The organism is Stenotrophomonas sp. C9D9, assembly GCF_056491205.1.
Genome location: NZ_JBSZIF010000004.1, coordinates 614,321 through 632,702, shown reverse-complemented (window position 1 = coordinate 632,702; position 18,382 = coordinate 614,321). Strand labels below are relative to the sequence as shown.

18 protein-coding genes and 1 pseudogene are annotated in these 18,382 nt (G+C 68.3%); 8 read left to right on the top strand and 11 right to left on the bottom strand.

The genetic code is table 11. The features are described from left to right. Nucleotides 1-56: 56 nt before the first annotated feature. Both ahpF and ahpC read right to left on the bottom strand, forming a co-directional pair. Nucleotides 57-1,649, bottom strand: coding sequence for an alkyl hydroperoxide reductase subunit F (gene ahpF, locus ACXI0D_RS08405; protein WP_119007257.1), 1,593 nt, complete (start codon nucleotides 1,647-1,649; stop codon nucleotides 57-59). Nucleotides 1,650-1,874: 225 nt separating this feature from the next. Then, nucleotides 1,875-2,437, bottom strand: a pseudogene (ahpC, locus tag ACXI0D_RS08400) (alkyl hydroperoxide reductase subunit C). Between the two features lie 322 nt (nucleotides 2,438-2,759). Between ahpC and prmC the strand changes: the two are divergent. After that, a complete protein-coding gene (gene prmC, locus ACXI0D_RS08395; RefSeq protein WP_479642479.1) occupies nucleotides 2,760-3,617 on the top strand; it encodes a peptide chain release factor N(5)-glutamine methyltransferase in 858 nt (285 codons plus the stop codon). A 48-nt stretch (nucleotides 3,618-3,665) separates the two neighbouring features. After that, nucleotides 3,666-4,607, top strand: a complete 942-nt coding sequence (gene pip, locus ACXI0D_RS08390; RefSeq protein ID WP_479642478.1) for a prolyl aminopeptidase — start codon at nucleotides 3,666-3,668, stop codon at nucleotides 4,605-4,607. Nucleotides 4,608-4,746: 139 nt separating this feature from the next. Here the strand turns inward: pip and ACXI0D_RS08385 are convergent, their stop codons facing one another. Then, the gene (locus ACXI0D_RS08385; protein WP_101764956.1) at nucleotides 4,747-5,631 is read right to left on the bottom strand and encodes a LysR family transcriptional regulator; all 885 of its coding nucleotides are present in this window, start codon (nucleotides 5,629-5,631) and stop codon (nucleotides 4,747-4,749) included. A 105-nt stretch (nucleotides 5,632-5,736) separates the two neighbouring features. Between ACXI0D_RS08385 and ACXI0D_RS08380 the strand changes: the two genes are divergently transcribed. Continuing rightward, on the top strand, nucleotides 5,737-7,155 hold the full coding sequence (locus ACXI0D_RS08380) for an MFS transporter (RefSeq protein ID WP_049443149.1): 1,419 nt from the start codon (nucleotides 5,737-5,739) through the stop codon (nucleotides 7,153-7,155). Next, entirely contained in the window at nucleotides 7,152-7,823 is a 672-nt protein-coding gene (locus ACXI0D_RS08375; RefSeq protein WP_479642477.1) for a DUF7716 domain-containing protein, read from the top strand. The genes ACXI0D_RS08380 and ACXI0D_RS08375 overlap by 4 nt, the downstream gene beginning before the upstream one ends. Nucleotides 7,824-7,894: 71 nt before the next feature. Here the strand turns inward: ACXI0D_RS08375 and ACXI0D_RS08370 are convergent, their stop codons facing one another. Genes ACXI0D_RS08370 through ACXI0D_RS08355 form a run of 4 tightly spaced genes read right to left on the bottom strand, consistent with a single transcriptional unit; the run spans nucleotide 7,895 to nucleotide 10,749 of the window. Next, the gene (locus tag ACXI0D_RS08370; protein WP_479642476.1) at nucleotides 7,895-8,692 is read right to left on the bottom strand and encodes an N-formylglutamate amidohydrolase; all 798 of its coding nucleotides are present in this window, start codon (nucleotides 8,690-8,692) and stop codon (nucleotides 7,895-7,897) included. Next, nucleotides 8,685-9,239 carry an NUDIX hydrolase gene (locus ACXI0D_RS08365; RefSeq protein ID WP_075675308.1) on the bottom strand — a complete coding sequence of 185 codons (555 nt, stop codon included), beginning with the start codon at nucleotides 9,237-9,239 and terminating at the stop codon, nucleotides 8,685-8,687. Before ACXI0D_RS08365 ends, ACXI0D_RS08370 begins: the two co-directional genes overlap by 8 nt. After that, a complete protein-coding gene (locus ACXI0D_RS08360) occupies nucleotides 9,236-10,171 on the bottom strand; it encodes a 5'-3' exonuclease (protein ID WP_479642475.1) in 936 nt (311 codons plus the stop codon). The genes ACXI0D_RS08365 and ACXI0D_RS08360 overlap by 4 nt, the downstream gene beginning before the upstream one ends. After that, entirely contained in the window at nucleotides 10,168-10,749 is a 582-nt protein-coding gene (locus ACXI0D_RS08355) for a nitroreductase family protein (RefSeq protein WP_135967851.1), read from the bottom strand. Before ACXI0D_RS08355 ends, ACXI0D_RS08360 begins: the two co-directional genes overlap by 4 nt. A gap of 331 nt (nucleotides 10,750-11,080) precedes the next feature. On the opposite strand from ACXI0D_RS08355, the gene ACXI0D_RS08350 reads away from it, so the two are divergent. Together ACXI0D_RS08350 and ACXI0D_RS08345 are read left to right on the top strand one after the other, a co-directional pair. Next, on the top strand, nucleotides 11,081-13,402 hold the full coding sequence (locus ACXI0D_RS08350) for a DUF1631 domain-containing protein (protein WP_479642474.1): 2,322 nt from the start codon (nucleotides 11,081-11,083) through the stop codon (nucleotides 13,400-13,402). A 52-nt stretch (nucleotides 13,403-13,454) separates the two neighbouring features. Continuing rightward, entirely contained in the window at nucleotides 13,455-14,534 is a 1,080-nt protein-coding gene (locus ACXI0D_RS08345; protein ID WP_119007253.1) for an NAD(P) transhydrogenase subunit alpha, read from the top strand. A gap of 61 nt (nucleotides 14,535-14,595) precedes the next feature. Here ACXI0D_RS08345 and ACXI0D_RS08340 read toward each other — a convergent pair whose 3' ends face one another. The 3 genes from ACXI0D_RS08340 to ACXI0D_RS08330 are packed head-to-tail and all read right to left on the bottom strand — an operon-like array spanning nucleotide 14,596 to nucleotide 15,968. Next, nucleotides 14,596-15,057 carry a DUF3106 domain-containing protein gene (locus tag ACXI0D_RS08340; RefSeq protein ID WP_049443157.1) on the bottom strand — a complete coding sequence of 154 codons (462 nt, stop codon included), beginning with the start codon at nucleotides 15,055-15,057 and terminating at the stop codon, nucleotides 14,596-14,598. Between the two features lie 3 nt (nucleotides 15,058-15,060). After that, on the bottom strand, nucleotides 15,061-15,387 hold the full coding sequence (locus ACXI0D_RS08335; protein ID WP_014036067.1) for a hypothetical protein: 327 nt from the start codon (nucleotides 15,385-15,387) through the stop codon (nucleotides 15,061-15,063). Then, nucleotides 15,384-15,968: an RNA polymerase sigma factor gene (locus ACXI0D_RS08330; protein WP_119007252.1), complete on the bottom strand. Its 585-nt coding sequence runs from the start codon at nucleotides 15,966-15,968 to the stop codon at nucleotides 15,384-15,386. The genes ACXI0D_RS08335 and ACXI0D_RS08330 overlap by 4 nt, the downstream gene beginning before the upstream one ends. Before the next feature lie 97 nt (nucleotides 15,969-16,065). Between ACXI0D_RS08330 and ACXI0D_RS08325 the strand changes: the two genes are divergently transcribed. Both ACXI0D_RS08325 and ACXI0D_RS08320 read left to right on the top strand, forming a co-directional pair. Then, nucleotides 16,066-16,386, top strand: a complete 321-nt coding sequence (locus tag ACXI0D_RS08325; RefSeq protein ID WP_005408173.1) for an NAD(P) transhydrogenase subunit alpha part 2 — start codon at nucleotides 16,066-16,068, stop codon at nucleotides 16,384-16,386. Further along, complete coding sequence (locus ACXI0D_RS08320) at nucleotides 16,383-17,843, top strand: NAD(P)(+) transhydrogenase (Re/Si-specific) subunit beta (RefSeq protein WP_119007251.1); 1,461 nt, start codon at nucleotides 16,383-16,385, stop codon at nucleotides 17,841-17,843. Before ACXI0D_RS08325 ends, ACXI0D_RS08320 begins: the two co-directional genes overlap by 4 nt. 81 nt (nucleotides 17,844-17,924) lie before the next feature. Here ACXI0D_RS08320 and ACXI0D_RS08315 read toward each other — a convergent pair whose 3' ends face one another. Further along, nucleotides 17,925-18,344 carry a hypothetical protein gene (locus tag ACXI0D_RS08315; protein WP_049443160.1) on the bottom strand — a complete coding sequence of 140 codons (420 nt, stop codon included), beginning with the start codon at nucleotides 18,342-18,344 and terminating at the stop codon, nucleotides 17,925-17,927. Between the last annotated feature and the right edge of the window lie 38 nt (nucleotides 18,345-18,382).

Here is an 18,382-nt window from a genome sequence, read left to right as displayed (position 1 = left end):
GACGGCGTGGTTACCCGACAGGCAGACAATGTTCCCGGTGATCTGGGAACGGTGGATCAGGCTGCTTCAGCAACGGCACCGCTGCTGTTGCTCACCGACGAGCGGATCAGGTGGTCGAACGCGCTCAGTGCGGCGGTCGAACCGGCGCCCATGGCGATGATGATCTGCTTGTAGGGCACCGTCGTGCAATCGCCAGCAGCGAACACGCCCGGCAGGTTGGTCTGGCCGCGGTCGTCGATGACGACCTCGCCACGCGGCGACAGCGCCACCACATCCTTCAGCCACTCGGTGTTGGGCAGCAGGCCGATCTGCACGAAGATGCCTTCCAGCTCGACGCGGTGGGCATCGCCGCCGACGCGGTCCTTGTAGACCAGGCCGGTGACGCGGCTGCCGTCGCCCAGCACTTCGGTGGTCTGCGCACTGGTCAGCACGGTGACGTTGGCCAGGCTGCGCAGCTTCTTCTGCAGCACTTCATCGGCGCGCAGGCTGGAATCGAACTCCAGCAGGGTTACATGCGACACGATGCCGGCCAGGTCGATGGCCGCTTCCACGCCGGAGTTGCCGCCGCCGATCACCGCCACGCGCTTGCCCTTGAAGAGCGGACCATCGCAATGCGGGCAGTAGGCCACGCCCTTGTTGCGGTACTGGTCTTCGCCCGGCACGTTCATCTGCCGCCAGCGCGCGCCGGTGGACAGGATCACCGAGCGCGACTTCAGCACCGCGCCGTTCTCCAGCTGCACCTGCACCAGGCCGTCTTCACCGGCCGGCACCAGCGCACTGGCGCGCTGCAGGTTCATGATGTCCACCTCGTACTCGCGCACGTGCTGTTCCAGCGCCGTGGCCAACTTCGGGCCTTCGGTCTCCTTCACCGAAATGAAGTTCTCGATCGCCATCGTGTCCAGCACCTGGCCACCGAAACGCTCGGCGGCGATACCGGTGCGGATGCCCTTGCGTGCGGCATAGATCGCCGCTGCAGCGCCAGCCGGGCCACCGCCGACCACCAGCACGTCGAAAGCGTCCTTGGCGGCGATCTTCTCGGCATCGCGCTTGCTGGCATTGGTGTCCAGCTTGGCCACGATCTGCTCCAGGGTCATGCGGCCCTGGTCGAACACTTCACCGTTGAGGTACACGGTCGGCACCGACATGATCTCGCGCTGCTCGACTTCGTCCTGGAACAGGGCGCCGTCGATGGCCACGTGCTGGATGCGCGGGTTGAGCACCGCGGCCAGGTTCAGTGCCTGCACCACGTCCGGGCAGTTCTGGCAGGACAGCGAGAAGTAGGTTTCGAACTTGTATTCACCTTCCAGGTTCTGCACCTGCTCGATCAGCTCGGCGGTGGCCTTGGACGGGTGGCCGCCGACCTGCAGCAGCGCCAGCACCAGCGAGGTGAACTCGTGGCCCATCGGCAGGCCGGCGAAGGTCAGGTGGATGTCCTGGCCCGGGGTGCCCAGGTCGAAGGACGGCACGCGGCCCTGGCCATCGCGCAGGACCTGCAGCGTGATCTTGTCCGACAGGCTTTCCAGGGTCTGCAGCAGTTCCAGCATTTCCTGCGACTTGGCGCCGTCGTCGGCGTGCGCGGTGATCTGGATCGGGCGGGTCACGCGCTCCAGATAGGTCTTCAGCTGCGACTGCAGGTTGGCGTCCAACATCGGGTCATCTCCTGGCTTCAGGCAAACAGGGGGCGTGGCACCGCTGTAGAAGGTAGCGGACCAGCAGGGGGTAGGGGTGAACCCAAGACAGCGACCGTGGAAGGGGCTGGCTGGCCAAGGCGGGCGAGCGTTGGCTGTCTTGGGTTCACCCCCACGCCGGCGGGGGGACCGGCACGGGGATGAAAGGCGCGCCATGGCGTGGGGCCACGGCAGGCCGGTACTGCTTTAGATCTTGCCGACCAGGTCCAGCGACGGGGTCAGGGTCTTCTCGCCTTCCTTCCACTTGGCCGGGCAGACCTGGTTCGGGTTGGCGGCGGTGAACTGGGCAGCCTTCAGCTTGCGCAGGGTCTCGGCGACGTCACGGGCGATCTCGTTGGAGTGGATCTCCAGGGTCTTGATCACGCCTTCCGGGTTGATGATGAAGGTGCCGCGCAGGGCCAGGCCTTCTTCTTCAATGTGCACGCCGAAGGCGCGGGTCAGCTGGTGGGTCGGGTCGCCGACCAGCGGGAACTGGGCCTTGCCGACGGCCGGCGAGGTTTCGTGCCACACCTTGTGCGAGAAGTGGGTGTCGGTGGTGACGATGTAGACCTCGGCGCCGGCCTTCTTGAACTCGGCGTAGTGGTCAGCGGCGTCTTCGATCTCGGTCGGGCAGTTGAAGGTGAAGGCGGCCGGCATGAAGATCAGGACGGACCACTGGCCCTTCAGGCTGTTGTCGGAAACCTTGATGAACTCGCCATTGTGGTAAGCGTTGGCTTCGAACGGCTGGATCGGGTGTTGATGAGGGACATCATTTTTCCTCTGGTGAAGGGGAGTGGGTGAATCGACAGGAGCTAGGTTACCGATTCGCTCGCGATAAGAACAATCCATTGATTGCATCTATTTGATAGATGGAGTCTATCAAAAGCCCATGAGCCGGCACTGAACCTTGCCGCCCTCATCCTGCAACTGCCTGTGTGACAAGGGAAAGCCCCCGGAGGCGCAGAATGTGGCCGATAGCCCCTCCTTATTCCCTCCGCCAGAACCTGAACGGATTGCAGCTTTTGTAGAGCCGAGCCCATGCTCGGCTGCGGGTGGAGCAGCCGAGCATGGGCTCGGCTCTACAATTGCGGAATGTCTCTGCAACCCGAACCCACCCTGCGCCAGATCGTGGCCGAGGCCAGTGCCCGGCTCGGCGGCGTCGAGGCCCGCCATGAGGCCGAACTGCTGCTGCTGCACGTACTGGACCGCCCGCGCAGCTGGCTGTTCGCCCATGCCACCGATCCGCTGGACGCCAATGACCAGGCCGCCTTCGAGGCATTGCTGGCCCGCCGCGTAACCGGTGAGCCGGTGGCCTACCTGACCGGCCGCCGCGGTTTCTGGACGCTGGACCTGGAGGTCGACCCGGCCACGCTGATCCCGCGTCCGGAAACCGAACTGCTGGTCGAGCTGGCGCTGGAGCGCCTGCCGCAGGACCGTGCGCTGCGGCTGGCCGACCTGGGCACCGGCAGCGGCGCCATCGCGCTGGCGCTGGCCAGCGAGCGGCCACAGGCGCAGGTGCTGGCCACCGATGCCAGCCCGGGCGCGCTGGCCGTGGCCGCGCGCAATGCTGAGCGCCATGAACTGCGCAACGTCCGCTTCGCCGAGGGCGGGCACGACTGGTATGCGCCGCTGCAGGGCGTGCGGTTCGACCTGATCGCCAGCAACCCGCCGTACATCGCCAGCGACGACCCGCACCTGGCACAGGGCGACCTGCGCTTCGAACCGGCCACTGCGCTGGCCTCCGGCGTGGACGGGCTGGATGACATCCGCCGCATCGTCGACGGAGGCCAGGCCCATCTGCTGCCCGGCGGTTGGCTGCTGATCGAGCACGGTTGGGACCAGGGCGCGGCGATCCGCGCGCTGTTCGACGCCGCGGGTTTTGCGGAGGTGCAGACCGTGCAGGACCTGGAGCAGCGCGACCGGATCACCCTGGGCCGGCGTCCGGCCTAGAATGGAGGTTCTCCTGCCCCGGCAGGGCATCACCCTGGAGCTGCAAGCATGCGTACGCTGTACCCCGCCATCACCCCCTACGACGTCGGCACCCTGAAGGTCGACGACCGCCACACGCTGTACTTCGAACAGTGCGGCAACCCGGACGGCAAGCCGGTGGTGATGCTGCACGGTGGCCCGGGCGGTGGTTGCAGCGACAAGATGCGCCAGTTCCACGACCCGTCCAAGTACCGCATCATCCTGTTCGACCAGCGCGGTGCCGGCCGTTCCACTCCGCACGCGGACCTGGTGGACAACACCACCTGGGACCTCGTCGCCGATATCGAGAAGCTGCGTGAGCACCTCAAGGTTGATCGCTGGCAGGTGTTCGGCGGCAGCTGGGGCTCGACCCTGGCCCTGGCCTATGCCGAAACCCACCCGCAGCGCGTGACCGAACTGGTCCTGCGCGGCATCTTCATGCTGCGTCGCTGGGAGCTGGAATGGTTCTACCAGGAAGGCGCCAACCGCCTGTTCCCGGATGCGTGGGAGCATTACCTGAAGCCGATTCCGTCGGTGGAGCGTCATGACCTGATCTCGGCCTTCCACCGCCGCCTGACCAGCGACGACGAAACCACCCGCCTGGAAGCGGCCAAGGCGTGGGCGGTGTGGGAAGGCGCGACCAGCTTCCTGCACGTCGATGACGACTTCATCAACAGCCACGAAGACCCGCATTTCGCGCTGGCGTTTGCCCGCATCGAGAACCACTACTTCGTCAACGGCGGCTTCTTCGAGGTGGAAGACCAGCTGCTGCGCGACGCCCACCGCATCGCCAACATTCCCGGCGTGATCGTGCACGGCCGCTACGACGTGGTCTGCCCGCTGGCCAACGCCTGGGACCTGACCAAGGTGTGGTCGAAGGCGAAGCTGGAGATCACGCCGGCCTCGGGCCACTCGGCGTTCGAAGCCGAAAACGTGGACGCGCTGGTGCGCGCCACCGATAGCTTCGCCTGATCGGTAGCGCCGGGCCGTGCCCGGCGCTACCTGCCCTCATCCACGCATGGCGTGGATCTACCACAGCCCGGTAGTGCCGGCCGCTGGCCGGCAACCCCGAAACGATTGGATCGGCGTAGGCGCCGGCCAGCGGCCGGCGCTACCACTCCCCGGCCAGCAACGCGTCGGCAAGCACCTGCAGCTTCGGCGAGTGCTGGCGCGACGGCGGGTAGATCAACGACAGCGCGCGGCTGCGGCCTTCGAACGGCTGCAGCACGCGTTGCAGGCGGCCGTCAGCCAACGCGTCGGCCACCGCGAAATCCATCACCTGCACGATGCCGATGCCTGCGATGGCCGCTTCCACCAGCGGATCGCCGCTGTCGAACACCATCCGCGTCGGTGGGGTGAACTCGCGCAGTTGTCCGTCCTGCAGGAACTGCCAGTCCACCAGCCGGCCACTGCGCAGGTTGCGCACCGCGAGGCACGCGTGATCCTGCAGTGCGGCCACATCGTCCGGTGCGCCACAGCGCGCCAGATAGGCGGCGCTGGCCACCGTCACCCAACGCAGCGGACGCAGGGGGCGCGCGACAATGCGCTGGTCGGCGATGACGCCGGTGCGCAGCGCGGCATCGAAACCTTCCTCGACCAGATCGACCAGGCGGTCGCTGAGCACGGCTTCCACCTGCAGCTGCGGATGCTGTTGCAGCAACGGCGCCAGCATCGGCACCAGCACCTTGCGTCCGAACATCGATGGCGCGCTGATCTTCAGGGTGCCCGCGGGCGTGCAGGGACGGTCGGCCAACTGGCGTTCGGCATCCTCGAAACCACACAGCAGCGGCGCGACCTGGTCGACGAACTGGCGGCCATCCGGGGTCAGCGCCACGTTGCGGGTGTTCCGCTGCAGCAGCTTCACCCCCAGCGTGGCCTCCAGCCGACCAATCGCGCGGGACAGGCCGGACTGGCTCAGGCCCAGCTGCCCGGCGGCCACCGTGAAACTGCGCGCTTCGGCTACCTGCACCAGCATGCGTACCGCATTGAGGTCCATCGAGGTTCCATTCATGCTGAAAATCATGACAGATATGGCTGGATGGGGGTTTATTGATGGCTCCGCATCAATGAGACTGCGCTCCCCCGCCGCGCCAGACCGCCGATGCCTCCCCTCAAGTACCCGCGCTGGGCGCTGACCCTGCTGGCCACCGCCCAGCTGATCATTGCCCTGGACGCCACCATCATCTTCGTTGCCCTGCATGACATGGGGCGCGCGCTGCAGATCAACGCGCAGCAGCTGCAGTGGGTGGTCAGCGCCTACACCGTGGCCTTCGGCGGCAGCCTGCTGCTGGGTGGGCGCGCTGCCGACCTGATCGGCCGCCGCCGCTTCTACCGGCTGGGTATGCTGCTGTTCGCGCTGGCCTCGCTGCTCGGTGCGTTGGCGCCGAATGCCACCCTGCTGATCATCGCGCGCGCGGCACAGGGCATCGGCGCTGCACTGCTGTTCCCGGCCACGCTGGCGTTGATCAACACGCTGTATGCCGAAGGCCCGGTGCGCAACCGCGCGCTGGCGATCTGGAGCATGGCCAGCGCGGTCGGCCTGGCGCTGGGCACGCTGCTCGGTGGTGTGCTGACCCAGGCGTTCGGCTGGCCGGCGGTGCTGGCGGTGATCGTACCGTTGGCCACGGCGTGCGCGGTCGCTGCCGGTGCGTGGTTGCCGGCCGATGGCCCGCGCGTGCAGGGCCGTTCCTTCGATCTGGCCGGTTGCCTCACCGTCACCGCCGGCGGCAGCCTGCTGGTCACCACCCTGGTGCAGGGCCCGGAGTGGGGCTGGACGGCGCCAGCTACGCTCATCTGCCTGCTGCTTTCAGCCGTACTGTTGACGGTGTTCGTACAGATCGAAAAGCGCAGCCGTGACCCGCTGATGCAGTTCGCGCTGCTGCGCCTGCCCGGCCTGCGCGCGGCACTCGGCCTGACCTTCGCCTTCATGAGCAGCTACGGCGTCCAGTACTACTTCCTGGCGCTGTACTTCCAGGATGGCTATGGCTGGAGCCCGCTGCAGGCCGGCCTGGCCTTCCTGCTGCCGACATTGGTGTGCACCTTCGGCATCCGCATTGCCGAACGCATGCTGCGGCGCCGTTCGCCACGGCAGGTGCTGGCCTGGGGCTTCGCGGCCGGTGCCATCGGCATCACCGCGGTGGCGCTGGCGATGCCGCATGGCGCAGGTTACTGGCCGCTGCTGCCGGGCATCGTGGTGCTCAGCGTGGGCCAGGGCATGAGCTGGACGGCGATGTGGATCGTGGCCGGGCAGGGCGTGCCGGGGCCGCAGCAGGGAGTGGCGTCCGGCATGGCCGCCACCGCACAGCAGATCGGCGGCGCGTTGGGACTGGCGGTACTGGTGATGGTGGCCAACGCCGCGCGCGGCACGCAGGCGGCAACCAGTCCTGATGCGCTGCAGGGCATGGTCAATGCACAGTACGGCGCCGCGCTGTTCGCCGCGTTCGGCGTGGTGATCGCGCTGGGCCTGCGCCCGGCACCGGTAGACTCGGCAGTGACCGCCTGCCTGGGCAACGACGCATGATCGAACTGCTGGACCTTCAACAGACTCTGTGCGCCTTTGCGGCCTGCAACGATGACGATGCGGTGTACGCCTCCTTCGGTTGGGGGCACGCCACCGGGGGCGATCTGCTGCAGGCGCGTTTCTGGTTGCCGGCGGATGAAGACGCGGCGTTCGACGACGGCGGTGATGTCCCCGCCGAAGCGCGCGCGCTGGGCCTGTCCACCTTTCTTGAACCGGCGACTTTCGCCGACGTGCTCGACGTGCAGAAGCGGCAGCGGCCGCTGTCCACGCTGGCCGACCATGCACGGGCGCTGGCGTACTACGCCGAGTACGATGCCTTCCAGCAGGTTGAAGGTATCGACGAGGCACTGGGCGAAGCGGGTGTTGGGGAACAGGCGGCGGCACGCGAGGCCGGCATTGGTGCGGGCATCTTCGCGTCGTTTGATCTGGTGCTGGTCGCGTGTCCGGAGGCGCAGGTCAAGGCAGTGGCCCAGCGCGTGGCGCGCCTGCTGGAGATTCCGGTGGGCGACGCGCTGCCGCGCTGTCGTGGGTTGCCGCTGATGCTGGGAGAAGCACTGGACCGCAAGCGTGCGCAGGCGATCAAGGATGACTTCGCGGCCATTGACGCAACGCTGCAGGTGCGCGGTTTCAAGCCGTTCCCGTGGATGGATGTTCCCGTATTGCGTTGAACAACACCATCCACGCATGGCGTGGATCTACTGGGGTATCGCGAGTAGATCCACGCCATGCGTGGATGGGATCACGCCAGGGCCAGCAACTGCGGCTGCAACGTGCTGAAGATCCGCGCCAGCCGCTCCGCCCATGCCTGCTGCCCGGCGGCATCGGCGATCAGGTCCTGGCGGATTTCCAGTTCCACATGCACCAGGCCGCGCCCTTCGCCATGCACCGGTACCGCGTAGTCGCTGGTACTGCTGACCGAATAGGGTTCGTTGTCACCCACCACCAGGTCGCCTTCGTCGCGCAGTGCCTGCAGCAGTGCGTGCGCAAAACGCGTGTCCTGGTGGTACAGCACGCCGGCATGCCACGGCCGCTGCATGCCGTTCATCGCCGGGGTGAAGCTGTGCATCATCACCAGCAGGGTGGGGCGGCCGGCTTCACGGCGGGCATCCAGTTCCGCGTCGATGCGTGCGTGGTAGGGCGCGTGGATCGCATCGATGCGCTGCTGCCGCTGCGCCGCCGACAGCCCGGCGTTGCCCGGCACCACGGTGTGGTCGCTTACTTCCGGAATCAGCGTCGGCGAGGCCAGCGGGCGGTTGCAGTCGATCAGCAGCCGCGAATAGGTCTGTTCGATCGCCCAGGCATCCAGACGTTCGGCCAGTGCGCGGGTGGTGCCGGCAACGCCGATGTCCCAGCCGATATGGCGGTCAAGTTCGGCCTGCGCCAGGCCAAGCCTGCCCAGAGCACGCGGCACCTGCTGGCCGGCGTGGTCGGCCAGCAGCAGGTACGGCGAGGTGCCCTGCGGCCGGTGGAGGGTGTAGATCGCCGGATCGTCGGCGCCCAGCAGCGCCGGCAGCACATGCAGGTCGGCGTCAGCCACGCGGGCGCCCGTCCAGGTGATGCTCGATCATCCACAGGCCGGCCCACAGCTTGGCATCCAGCTCGTAGCCTTCGCCCATCTTCTGCACCAGCCACGCCGCTGCCTGCGCGCGCGGAATCTCGTGCACGGTGATGTCTTCGCTGTCATCGCCGCCACCTTCGCCGATCCGGCGCAGGCCGGTGGCACGCACGAAGGCAATCTTCTCGCTGCTGGCGCCGGAGGACGTCGGGCCGATCATCAGCACTTCGGCGTGGTCGGCGGTCCAGCCGGTTTCTTCTTCCAGCTCGCGCACGGCCGAGACTTCGATCGATTCGCCCGCATCGATGTCGCCGACCAGGCCGGCCGGCATTTCGATGGTGGGCGCCTGCAGCGGCACGCGGAACTGTTCGACGAACAGCACCTTGTCCTCCGGGGTGACGGCGATGATGATCGCGGCCAAGCCACCGGCATGGGTACGTTCGCTGTATTCCCAGGTGCCGCGCACCAGCATGCGCTGGTACTTGCCTTCATAGACGACGCGCGGGGCTTCGGTGTTGCGCTGGCTCATGCGGGCTCGCTGTGGGTGGGAAGAATATCGGGTACGCCGGCGGCATCGAACAGCCGGCGGCGGGTCATCGGGCCGAAGCGCAGGGTCTGGCACAGGCCACCGAGCAGCTCGGGATCGGCGGTCTGGCGCAGCAGGCCGGGTTGGCTGCCTTCCAGCGGCGCGTCCAGCGCGATGGTGGTCAGCTGGCGCCAGAGCAGGGCGTGCTCGCGCTGCTCGCGCAGGCGCACGGCCATCTGCGCGGCACCGCGCAGGCGCAGGAACGGCACTTCGTCCAGGCGTTCGTACAGCGCATCCATGCTGCCGAAGTGGGCCAGCAGCACGGCGGCGGACTTGCTGCCGACACCACTGACACCGGGAATGTTGTCCACCGCATCGCCGCACAGCGCCAGGTAGTCGGCGATCTGGTGTGCGTGCACGCCATGTCGCGCCTTCACGCCGGCCACGTCCCAGCGCTGGTTGCGCGCGTAGTCCCACTGTTCGTCGTGGTCGAGCAGCAACTGCGACAGGTCCTTGTCGGCGGAGATGATCACCCCGCGATGGCTGCCGCGGTGCACGTGCAGGGCGCTGCCGATCAGGTCGTCGGCCTCGTATTCGTGGTGGGCCAGCACCGCAAGGCCCAATGCCGCGCACAGGGCCTTGCAATGCACGAACTGGCGCTTGAGCGCTTCCGGCGCCGGATCGCGATTGGCCTTGTAGGCCGGATACAGCCGGTGGCGGAAGCCGCTGTCGAGCGCTTCGTCGAAGGCGATGGCGATGTGCCGCGGGCGCTCGCGCTCCAGCAGGTCCAGCAGGAAGCGGGCGAAGCCGTGCACTGCATTGGTCGGCCAGCCCTGCGCGTCCTGGAACTGGTCCGGCAGCGAGTGCCAGGCGCGGAACACGTAGATGCTGGCGTCGACCAGGTACAGCGACGGCGGCGGAGCCGGCAGGGTCATGCCGGCGGCGTCCAGTCGCGCAGCAGGGCCGCCGGGTCGGGGCGCTCGCGCTCGGGGACGGCGGCCTTCGGCGTGCCGATATGGATGAAACCGGCAATGCCTTCGCCCTCGGACAGACCCAGATAGGCGTGCACGGCCGGATCGAAGGCCATCCAGGCGGTCAGCCACTGCGCGCCGAAGCCCAGCGCCTGCGCGGCCTGCAGCAGGGCGAAGCAGACGCAGCCGGCGGTCATCAGCTGTTCCTGTTCGGGCACCTTCGGGTCCGGGCGCGGGCTGGCGACCACCACGATCACCAGCGGGGCGTGGCTGAAACGCTGACGGTCCTTCTCGAACACGGCCTCGCCGGCATGCGGGTCGCGCTGGCGGCTGCGTTCGGCCAGGAAGTCGCCCAGAGTGTGACGTGCATCGCCGGCGATTTTCAGGAAGCGGAACGGCACGCGCTTGCCGTGGTCGGGCACGCGCACCGCCGAGGCCAGCATCCGCTGCAGGGTGGCCGGGTCCGGTCCGGGCTCGCCCAGTTGCCGCGAGGGCACCGAGCGGCGGGCATCCAGGGCAAGCAGGGCAGCGGGGTCGGGCATGGAGTCTGAACCGGTCATCACGGGTGTTTGATTATAGTCGGGGTGGTCAATGACGCCGTCTGTGTCGCGTCCGGCCCCTGAATACCAAACTGTGATGAACATCATGCCACTGGCGGGAAACGGACAGCCGCTTCCCCTCGCCTCGTGGGCCTTGCACGGCTTACGATATCTGTCTTGCCGGGCCGCCGGTCATGAGGTTTGAAGTGAGGACTGTTTCACTGTCCGTGACGGGCTGGCCGGCCTACCATCGACGTTCCGGTACATGGGGTGTGCCGGTCGTCGCGATGTCCATGCTGTCTGTCGTACCAGAGAAGGTGGGGAGCCTTCCCGAATGATGAGCGTGCCCACACCGATGGGATCGCCGGGCCGTGACCCGGCCCAGCTCCAGCTTGCCCGGGACATGGTCCTGCCCGCGCTGTGCCAGGCCTTCGGGGCGGCACTGGCGCGTTTCGACGATGCCCTGTTCGACCGCGCCGGCAATGCCGGCTCGTCGCAGTTGCTGTTCCTGGACGCGATGCGCGAACTGCGCCGCCGCCGTGAGGACATCGCTGCCGCCTTCGCCGGCCACCTGCAGCAGGCCTGGGCCGCATTGGCGGCCGGTGAGCCGCTGTCAGCCGAGGCGACCCTGTCCGGGCCGGCCGAGGATGGCCTGAGCCTGCTGGCCGAACACGTACTGGAATCGCGGTTGGCGGTGCGCAATTTCGCCACTATGCTGCTGCGCGACTTCAAGCCGGTGCTGGCGCGGCTGGACCGTCGCCTGGGCCGGTTGATCGGCAGCGCGGAACTGGACGCCGACCACAATCCGATCAGCCCCGAGCATCTGGGCGTGGCCATCCACGAGGCCTTTGCCGGCTGCGAACTGGCCCCGGAAGTACATCTGGTGCTGATCAAGCTGTGCGAGCGCGACCTGCGCGCTCCGGTCGGCCGCATCTACGAGAAGCTGGACGAGCAGCTGGCCGCGGCCGGGGTGATGTCGCAGATGGGTGCGCCGCAGCGCCCGCTGTCGGCCGCGCCGGATCCGCGCATGGCCGGGGTGCTGGATGATCTGGTCGAACAGCGACAGGCTGCAGGCTTCGATCCCGGATTCAGCGACGACGAACAGGCCGCACCGGCCTGGGCGCAGCGCTTTGCCGCGCGCTGGTCCGAGCGCCGCGGCCACATGCAGCAGCACCTGGGGGGCGAGGAAGGTGGCGCCGGCGAGGCCTACGCAGGCCAGCAGGGCATGCTGCTGGAAGCGCTGCACGAACTGCTGCAGCAGACCCGCCATGTGCGTGAGGACGCGACGTCGGCCGCACAGGTGGCGATCGGCCAGCAGCGTCCGCTCAGCCAGCGCGAAATGATGTCGGTGCTGTCGCTGCTGCAGGCCACGCCCAGTGCGACGCTGCGTGCAGCCATCGGCGAGGACGGCGAATCGCTGGCGCAACGGCTGAAGAGCGAAGTGCTGTCCAGCGCCACCCAGCTTGGCGTGGATCCTGGCCAGACCCGCCTGGATCCGCAGGACGAGGATGCGATCGACCTGGTCGGCATGCTGTTCGACGTGATGCTGGATGAACGTGAACTGGAAGGCCGCTCGCGCGAACTGATCGGGCGCCTGGTGGTGCCTTTCGTCAAGGTCGCCATGCTCGACCGCCGCATGTTCGTGCAGAAGACCCATCCGGCGCGCAAGCTGCTCAACTCGCTGGCCGAGGCCTGCGAGGGCAACACCGGCGAGAGCCAGGCCGAGCGCATGCTGATGGCCAAGGTCGAGGAGATCATCGAGCGCCTGGTGGCCGAGTTCAACGAGAACCTGGCGATCTTCCTGACCCTGGAAGAAGAATTCCGCGAGTTCCTGGTGCAGCATCGCCGCCGCGTGGAAATCGCCGAGCGCCGTGCCGCGGAAACGCAGCGCGGGCAGGAAAAGCTGGAAATGGCCCGCAGCCGGGCCAGTGCGGAACTGGATCGTCGCATCGGTGATGCCACCCTGCCGCCGGCCATTGCCGAGTTCCTGCGCCAGCCCTGGCAGCACCACCTGACCCTGGCGCTGCTGCGCGAGGGCGAAGAAGGCGCGTCGGTGGCCGAGGCACTGAGCCTCGGCGACGGCCTGCTGGAGGAAGTGGCCGAGGCCCGCCGGCAGATTGTCGGCAAGCCGTGGCTGCAGGCCTGGCAGCCGGTGCTGGCCAAGGTGTTTGCCAGCGTCGGCGTGCACGGCGATGCGGCTACCGGGGCGATTGACGCCCTGCATGACACGTTGCAGGGCATCGCCGAGTCGCGGCCGGAACTGCAGCGCGCGCTGCCCGAGCTGCCGCAGGTCGCACTGCCGGCACCGCCGGTGGCTGAATCGCCAGCGGTGGAGCTCAGCGGGCAGATCGACGCCGATGATTTCGACAACGCCGATGCCGACCGCTTCCGACGCATGGAAATCGGCAACTGGTTGGACTTCGTCGACAAGGACGGCAAGGTCCAGGCGGGCAAGCTGTCCTGGGTCAGCCCGATTTCCTCGCGCCTGCTGTTCGTCAACCGTCGCGGCGTGCGCTTCTGCGTGGCCTCGCCGGAAGAGCTGGCGGTGATGGTGCGGCTGGGCCGCCTGCGTGCCCACGTTGACGATGGGGCCTTCGACAGCGCCATGCAGGGCGTGATCGACCGCCTCGACCCGGGCAGCGCCACCCTGCACTGAGTGCGGGCTGCCTGCTAGGATCGGGAAAACTCACCGATCAGCGGGGACCTGCATGGCCGTGGCGTTGCTGGGGATCAAGGAGACCGCGCCGGGTGAACGGCGCGTGGCGTTGACGCCGGAAACCGCGCGCAAGCTCGGTGCCCTCGGCATTACGGTCTGGTACGAGGCCGGCGCCGGGCTGGCCGCCGGCTTCACCGATGCCGCCTATGACGATGCCGGCGCAGGTGCCTTCGACGCGGGCCGCTGGGCCGAGATCGATATCCTGCTGTGCGTGCAGGCACCTCCTGCGACGGTGCTGGAGCAGCTCAGGCCCGGTGCCAGCGTGGTCGGCCTGCTGGCCCCGGCCAACGATCCGGCGCTGGCCGCGCTGGCGGTCGATGATCGCCTGCAGCTGTTCCCGCTGCAGCAGCTGCCGCGCACCACCCGTGCGCAGGCGATGGATGTACTCAGTTCGCAGGCCGGCATGGCCGGCTACAAGGCCGCGCTGATCGCCGCCGAACGCGCGCCGCGCTTCTTCCCGATGCTGACCACCGCCGCCGGCACCGTGCGGCCGGCCAAGGTGCTGGTGATCGGTGCCGGCGTAGCGGGCCTGCAGGCCATCGCCACCGCACGTCGTCTCGGTGCACAGGTGGAAGGTTTCGACGTGCGCCCGGAAACCCGCGAGCAGATCCAGTCACTGGGCGCGCGCTTCCTCGACCTCGGGGTGAGCGCGGCGGGCGAGGGCGGCTATGCGCGGGCGCTGACCGATGAGGAGCGCGCCGAGCAGCAGCGTCGGCTGGCCGACCACCTGCGCAGCGTGGACGTGGTGATCTGCACGGCTGCGGTGCCGGGCCGCCCGGCGCCGACCATCGTGACCGCCGCAATGGTGGAGGGCATGGCCACCGGCAGCGTGATCGTGGATCTGGCGGCCGAGAGCGGCGGCAACTGCGCGCTGACCCAGCCGGGGCAGTGCATCGAACACCAGGGCGTGACCATCGATGGCCCGCTGGGCCTGGCCAGTCGCGGCGCGACCCAGGCCAGTGAGATGTATGCGCGCAACCTGCTCAACTTCGTTGCGCTGTTCGTGCGCGAGGGGCAGCTCGGTTTCGACTGGGACGACGAGCTGCTGGCGAAGACGCGCTGGCAGGCGTGAGTGACATGGGGTCAGATCCCTTTGCCTCTGGCAAAGGGATCTGACCCGGTATCCCGAAGGCTTACCGCGGCTTTGCCGGCGGTGGGTTGTCGCGCACCCAGTCCTTGCGCTGCTCCGGCGTCATCTGCGACCAGCGCTCGCGCAGCGCGTCGCGCTGTGCCGGCGGCATGTTGCGCATCTGCCCGAACAGGGCCCTTGCCTGCTCGCGCTGTTCGGGGCTCATGTGCTCGAAGCGGCGCAGGCCACGGCGGGCCTTGTCGCGCTCCTCCGGGCTCATCGATTGCCAGCGCTGGCCGTGCGACAGCATGCGCTGGCGCTGGCCGGCATCGGCGCTGTTCCAGCGGTCGCGCAGCGGCGCCAGCAGGGATTCGCGCTGGGGTTCGCTCAGTTGCTCCCACGCAGGCAACGGTGTGGCCGGTGCGGGACGTGCGGCAGGGGCGGGCGTGGCGTTCTGCGCCAGTGCCGGAACGGCCGGCAGCAGCGCAAGGGTCAACAGCAGCGGCAGGGTAGGCAGTCGGGACATGATTCACTCCATCGCCAGGTCGGTATCGCCCAGCCACAGGTACAGATCGGGATTCTCGTCGTAGAGCGCGCCGTTGTCTTCCACTGAAGCAAGCACGGGGGCCGGCGCCGGGCCCGCAAGCGTGCCATGGCCGGTGAACTGCAGGCCAATGCCCAGTGCCACGACCAGTGAACAGGCGCTGGCCAGCCACCAGCGCCAGCGTCCGCGATGGGCGGCCGTGGCGCCGTGGCGCGCCAGGCGCAGCCGTGCCAGCGTGGCCGGCGACAGCGCCTGCAGCGACTGCGCATGCAGGCTGCGCAGGGTGTCATCGGAAGGCAGGGAGCGGTTCACGGGTGGGTCTCCAGATAGTCCTGCAGCGCCTGCCGGGCGCGTGCCAGATGGGTTTTTACCGCGCCTTCGCTGCAGCCCATGGCGCGGGCAGTGGTGGCCCCGTCCAGGTCCTGCAGCACACGCAGGGTGAAGGCTTCGCGCTGGCGGGCGGGCAGGGTGCGCAACGCGTCCACCAGCTGCTGGTACTGCTGGCGCTGCTCATGCGCCTGTGCCGGGTCCGGGCCGGGGTCGGCCCAGTCGATCTCGCTGCCTTCCGCGTCCTGGTTGTCGCGCCAGAACGGCAGGCGGAAGCGGCGCCGGCGCTGCATGTCGATCACCCGGCGGCGCAGGATGCTCCAGAACAGCGGCGCCCATTCGGCGGCCGGCTTGTCGGCGTAATCCAGCATGCGCAGCTGCGCGTCCTGCACCGCGTCCATGGCGTCTTCGCGCTGGCGCAGGCCGGCCTCGGCGAAGCGGAACGCTCGCGGGCCGACGCTGGCCAGGAACGCTTCCAGCGATGCCGGCAGGGCATCGGTCTCGGCGCTCGGGGAGAGGGGGCTGCTCACCAGCACAGGGTACGGTTCCTCGCTCGGGGTCACCATCGACAACGCGTGAGCGCCGCCGCGGTTGACGCCGGGTGCGCACGGGTTCAGCCCGTGGTTATGATGGGGCGACGAAGACAGAGCGGGAGCGTTGCCAGTGAGTGACGGGTTCGTGGCGCTGTACATCTTCATGCTGGCGGCCATCGCCGGCCACGTGATCATTTCGCGGGTGCCGGTGATCCTGCACACCCCGCTGATGTCGGGCTCCAACTTCATCCACGGCATCGTGCTGATCGGCGCGATGGTGGTGCTGGGGCATGCGCAGACGCCGCTGGAGAAGGCGCTGGGCTTCCTCGCCGTGGTGCTCGGTGCCGGCAATGCCGCCGGTGGCTACGTGGTCACCGCGCGCATGCTGGAAATGTTCAAGCCGAGCGCGCCCAAGGGCGGCAAGGACGAACCGAAGGAGCCGCAGGCTTGAACATCAGCACCGTCGAACTGCTCGACTGGCTGGTCAAGGCCAGCTACCTCGTCGCCGCCACGCTGTTCCTGCTGGGCCTGCAGCGCATGGCCTCGCCACTGACCGCGCGCAGTGGCATCCGCTGGGCCGGGCTGGGCATGCTGCTGGCCACCGCGGCGACCTTCTTCCTGCCCGAACTGCACAACGTGCCACTGATCCTGGTGGCATTGCTGCTGGGCGCGGGCCTGGCCTGGTGGTCGGCCGGCAAGGTCGCCATCACCGACATGCCGCAGATGGTGGCGCTGTACAACGGCATGGGCGGTGGCTCGGCGGCGGCGATCGGCGCGGTGGAACTGCTGCGCTACGCCTTCCTGGCCAACCGCGATACCAGCCACTGGAGCGCACAGGCGCTGGCCGACCTGGCCGCACGCCAGCCGTCGGGCACGGTGCTGCTGCTGGCGGTGATTGGTGCGGCGATCGGCGCGGTGTCGCTGTCCGGCTCGGTGATCGCCTGGGCCAAGCTCGATGGCCGCCTCGACAAGCGCGTGACCTGGCCCGGCCAGCAGGTGATGAACCTGGTGGTGGCACTGGCGGTGGTGGTGCTGGCGATCATCGCGGCCAGCACGCTCGACACCTGGGCGATCGTCGCCTTCTTCGTGCTGGCACTGGCACTGGGCGTGCTGATGACGTTGCCGATCGGTGGCGCCGACATGCCGGTGGTGATCTCGCTGTACAACGCATTCACCGGCCTGGCGGTGTCGTTCGAAGGCTACGTGCTGGGCAACGAGGCGCTGATCATCGCCGGCATGATGGTCGGCGCGGCCGGCATCCTGCTGACCCGGCTGATGGCCAAGGCGATGAACCGGCCGATCCGCAACGTGCTGTTCTCCAACTTCGGCGGCGGCGCCGGTGGCGAAGCGCAGGCGATCACCGGCGCGCAGAAGCCGATTGAAGCCTCGGACGTCGCGGCGATGATGGCCTACGCCGAACGCGTGGTGATCGTGCCGGGTTACGGCATGGCCGTGGCACAGGCGCAGCACAAGATCTGGGAGCTGGCGCAGCGGTTGGGCCAGCGCGGGGTGAAGGTGAAGTTCGCCATCCACCCGGTCGCCGGGCGAATGCCCGGGCACATGAACGTACTGCTGGCCGAAGCGGGTGTGCCCTACGACCTGATCGCCGACATGGACGACATCAACCCGGAGTTCGCCAACACCGACGTGGTGCTGGTGATCGGTGCCAACGACGTGGTCAATCCGGTCGCGCGTACTGATCCGGCCAGCCCGATCTACGGCATGCCGGTGCTGGATGTGGTCAATGCGCGCAACGTGGTGGTGATCAAGCGCGGCAAGGGCACCGGCTTCGCCGGCATCGAGAATGCGCTGTTCTACGCTGACAACACCCGCATGCTGTACGGCGACGGCGCTGAAGCGGCCGCATCGCTGGTGAGCGAGCTGAAGGCGCTCGACGGCGGGCATTGAGGGCCGGGGTCGGATCCCTTTCCGCAGGAATGGGCTCTGACCCCTTTGCCGGCCAGCGGCCGGCACTACCTGCCGGTGCGCTCAGCGCGCCAGCCAGGCGCCCAAGACCACGGCCACGGCCAGCCACAGCCATTCCATCGCGCCGTTGGCCAGGGTGACCAGGGTCCAGGCCAGGTGCGGGCCCATCCGCGTGGTGGCGTCCCACAGGTCCAGGCCGATCGAGCCGCCCATCCAGGCGCTGGCGATGGCCCAGTTGGCCACGGCGGCCACCAGCAGGGTGCCCAGCACGACCAGGGCGATGCGCAGCCGGCCCGGGCCCAGTGTGCCCAGGCGCAGCATGAACACCAGTTCCAGGGCGGACACTACCGCCATCCATCCGACCTGCCGGCCGGTCATCAGCGCCAGGACCATCCAGGCGAGGGGAGCAACAAGCAGACCCAGCAACAGCATGAGGGGCCAGAGCCAGGTGACGGTCCTGGCACGCGCGGCATTGGAGGACATCGAAGCTCCCTGAAGATCACCCACAGGATACTGTGGTT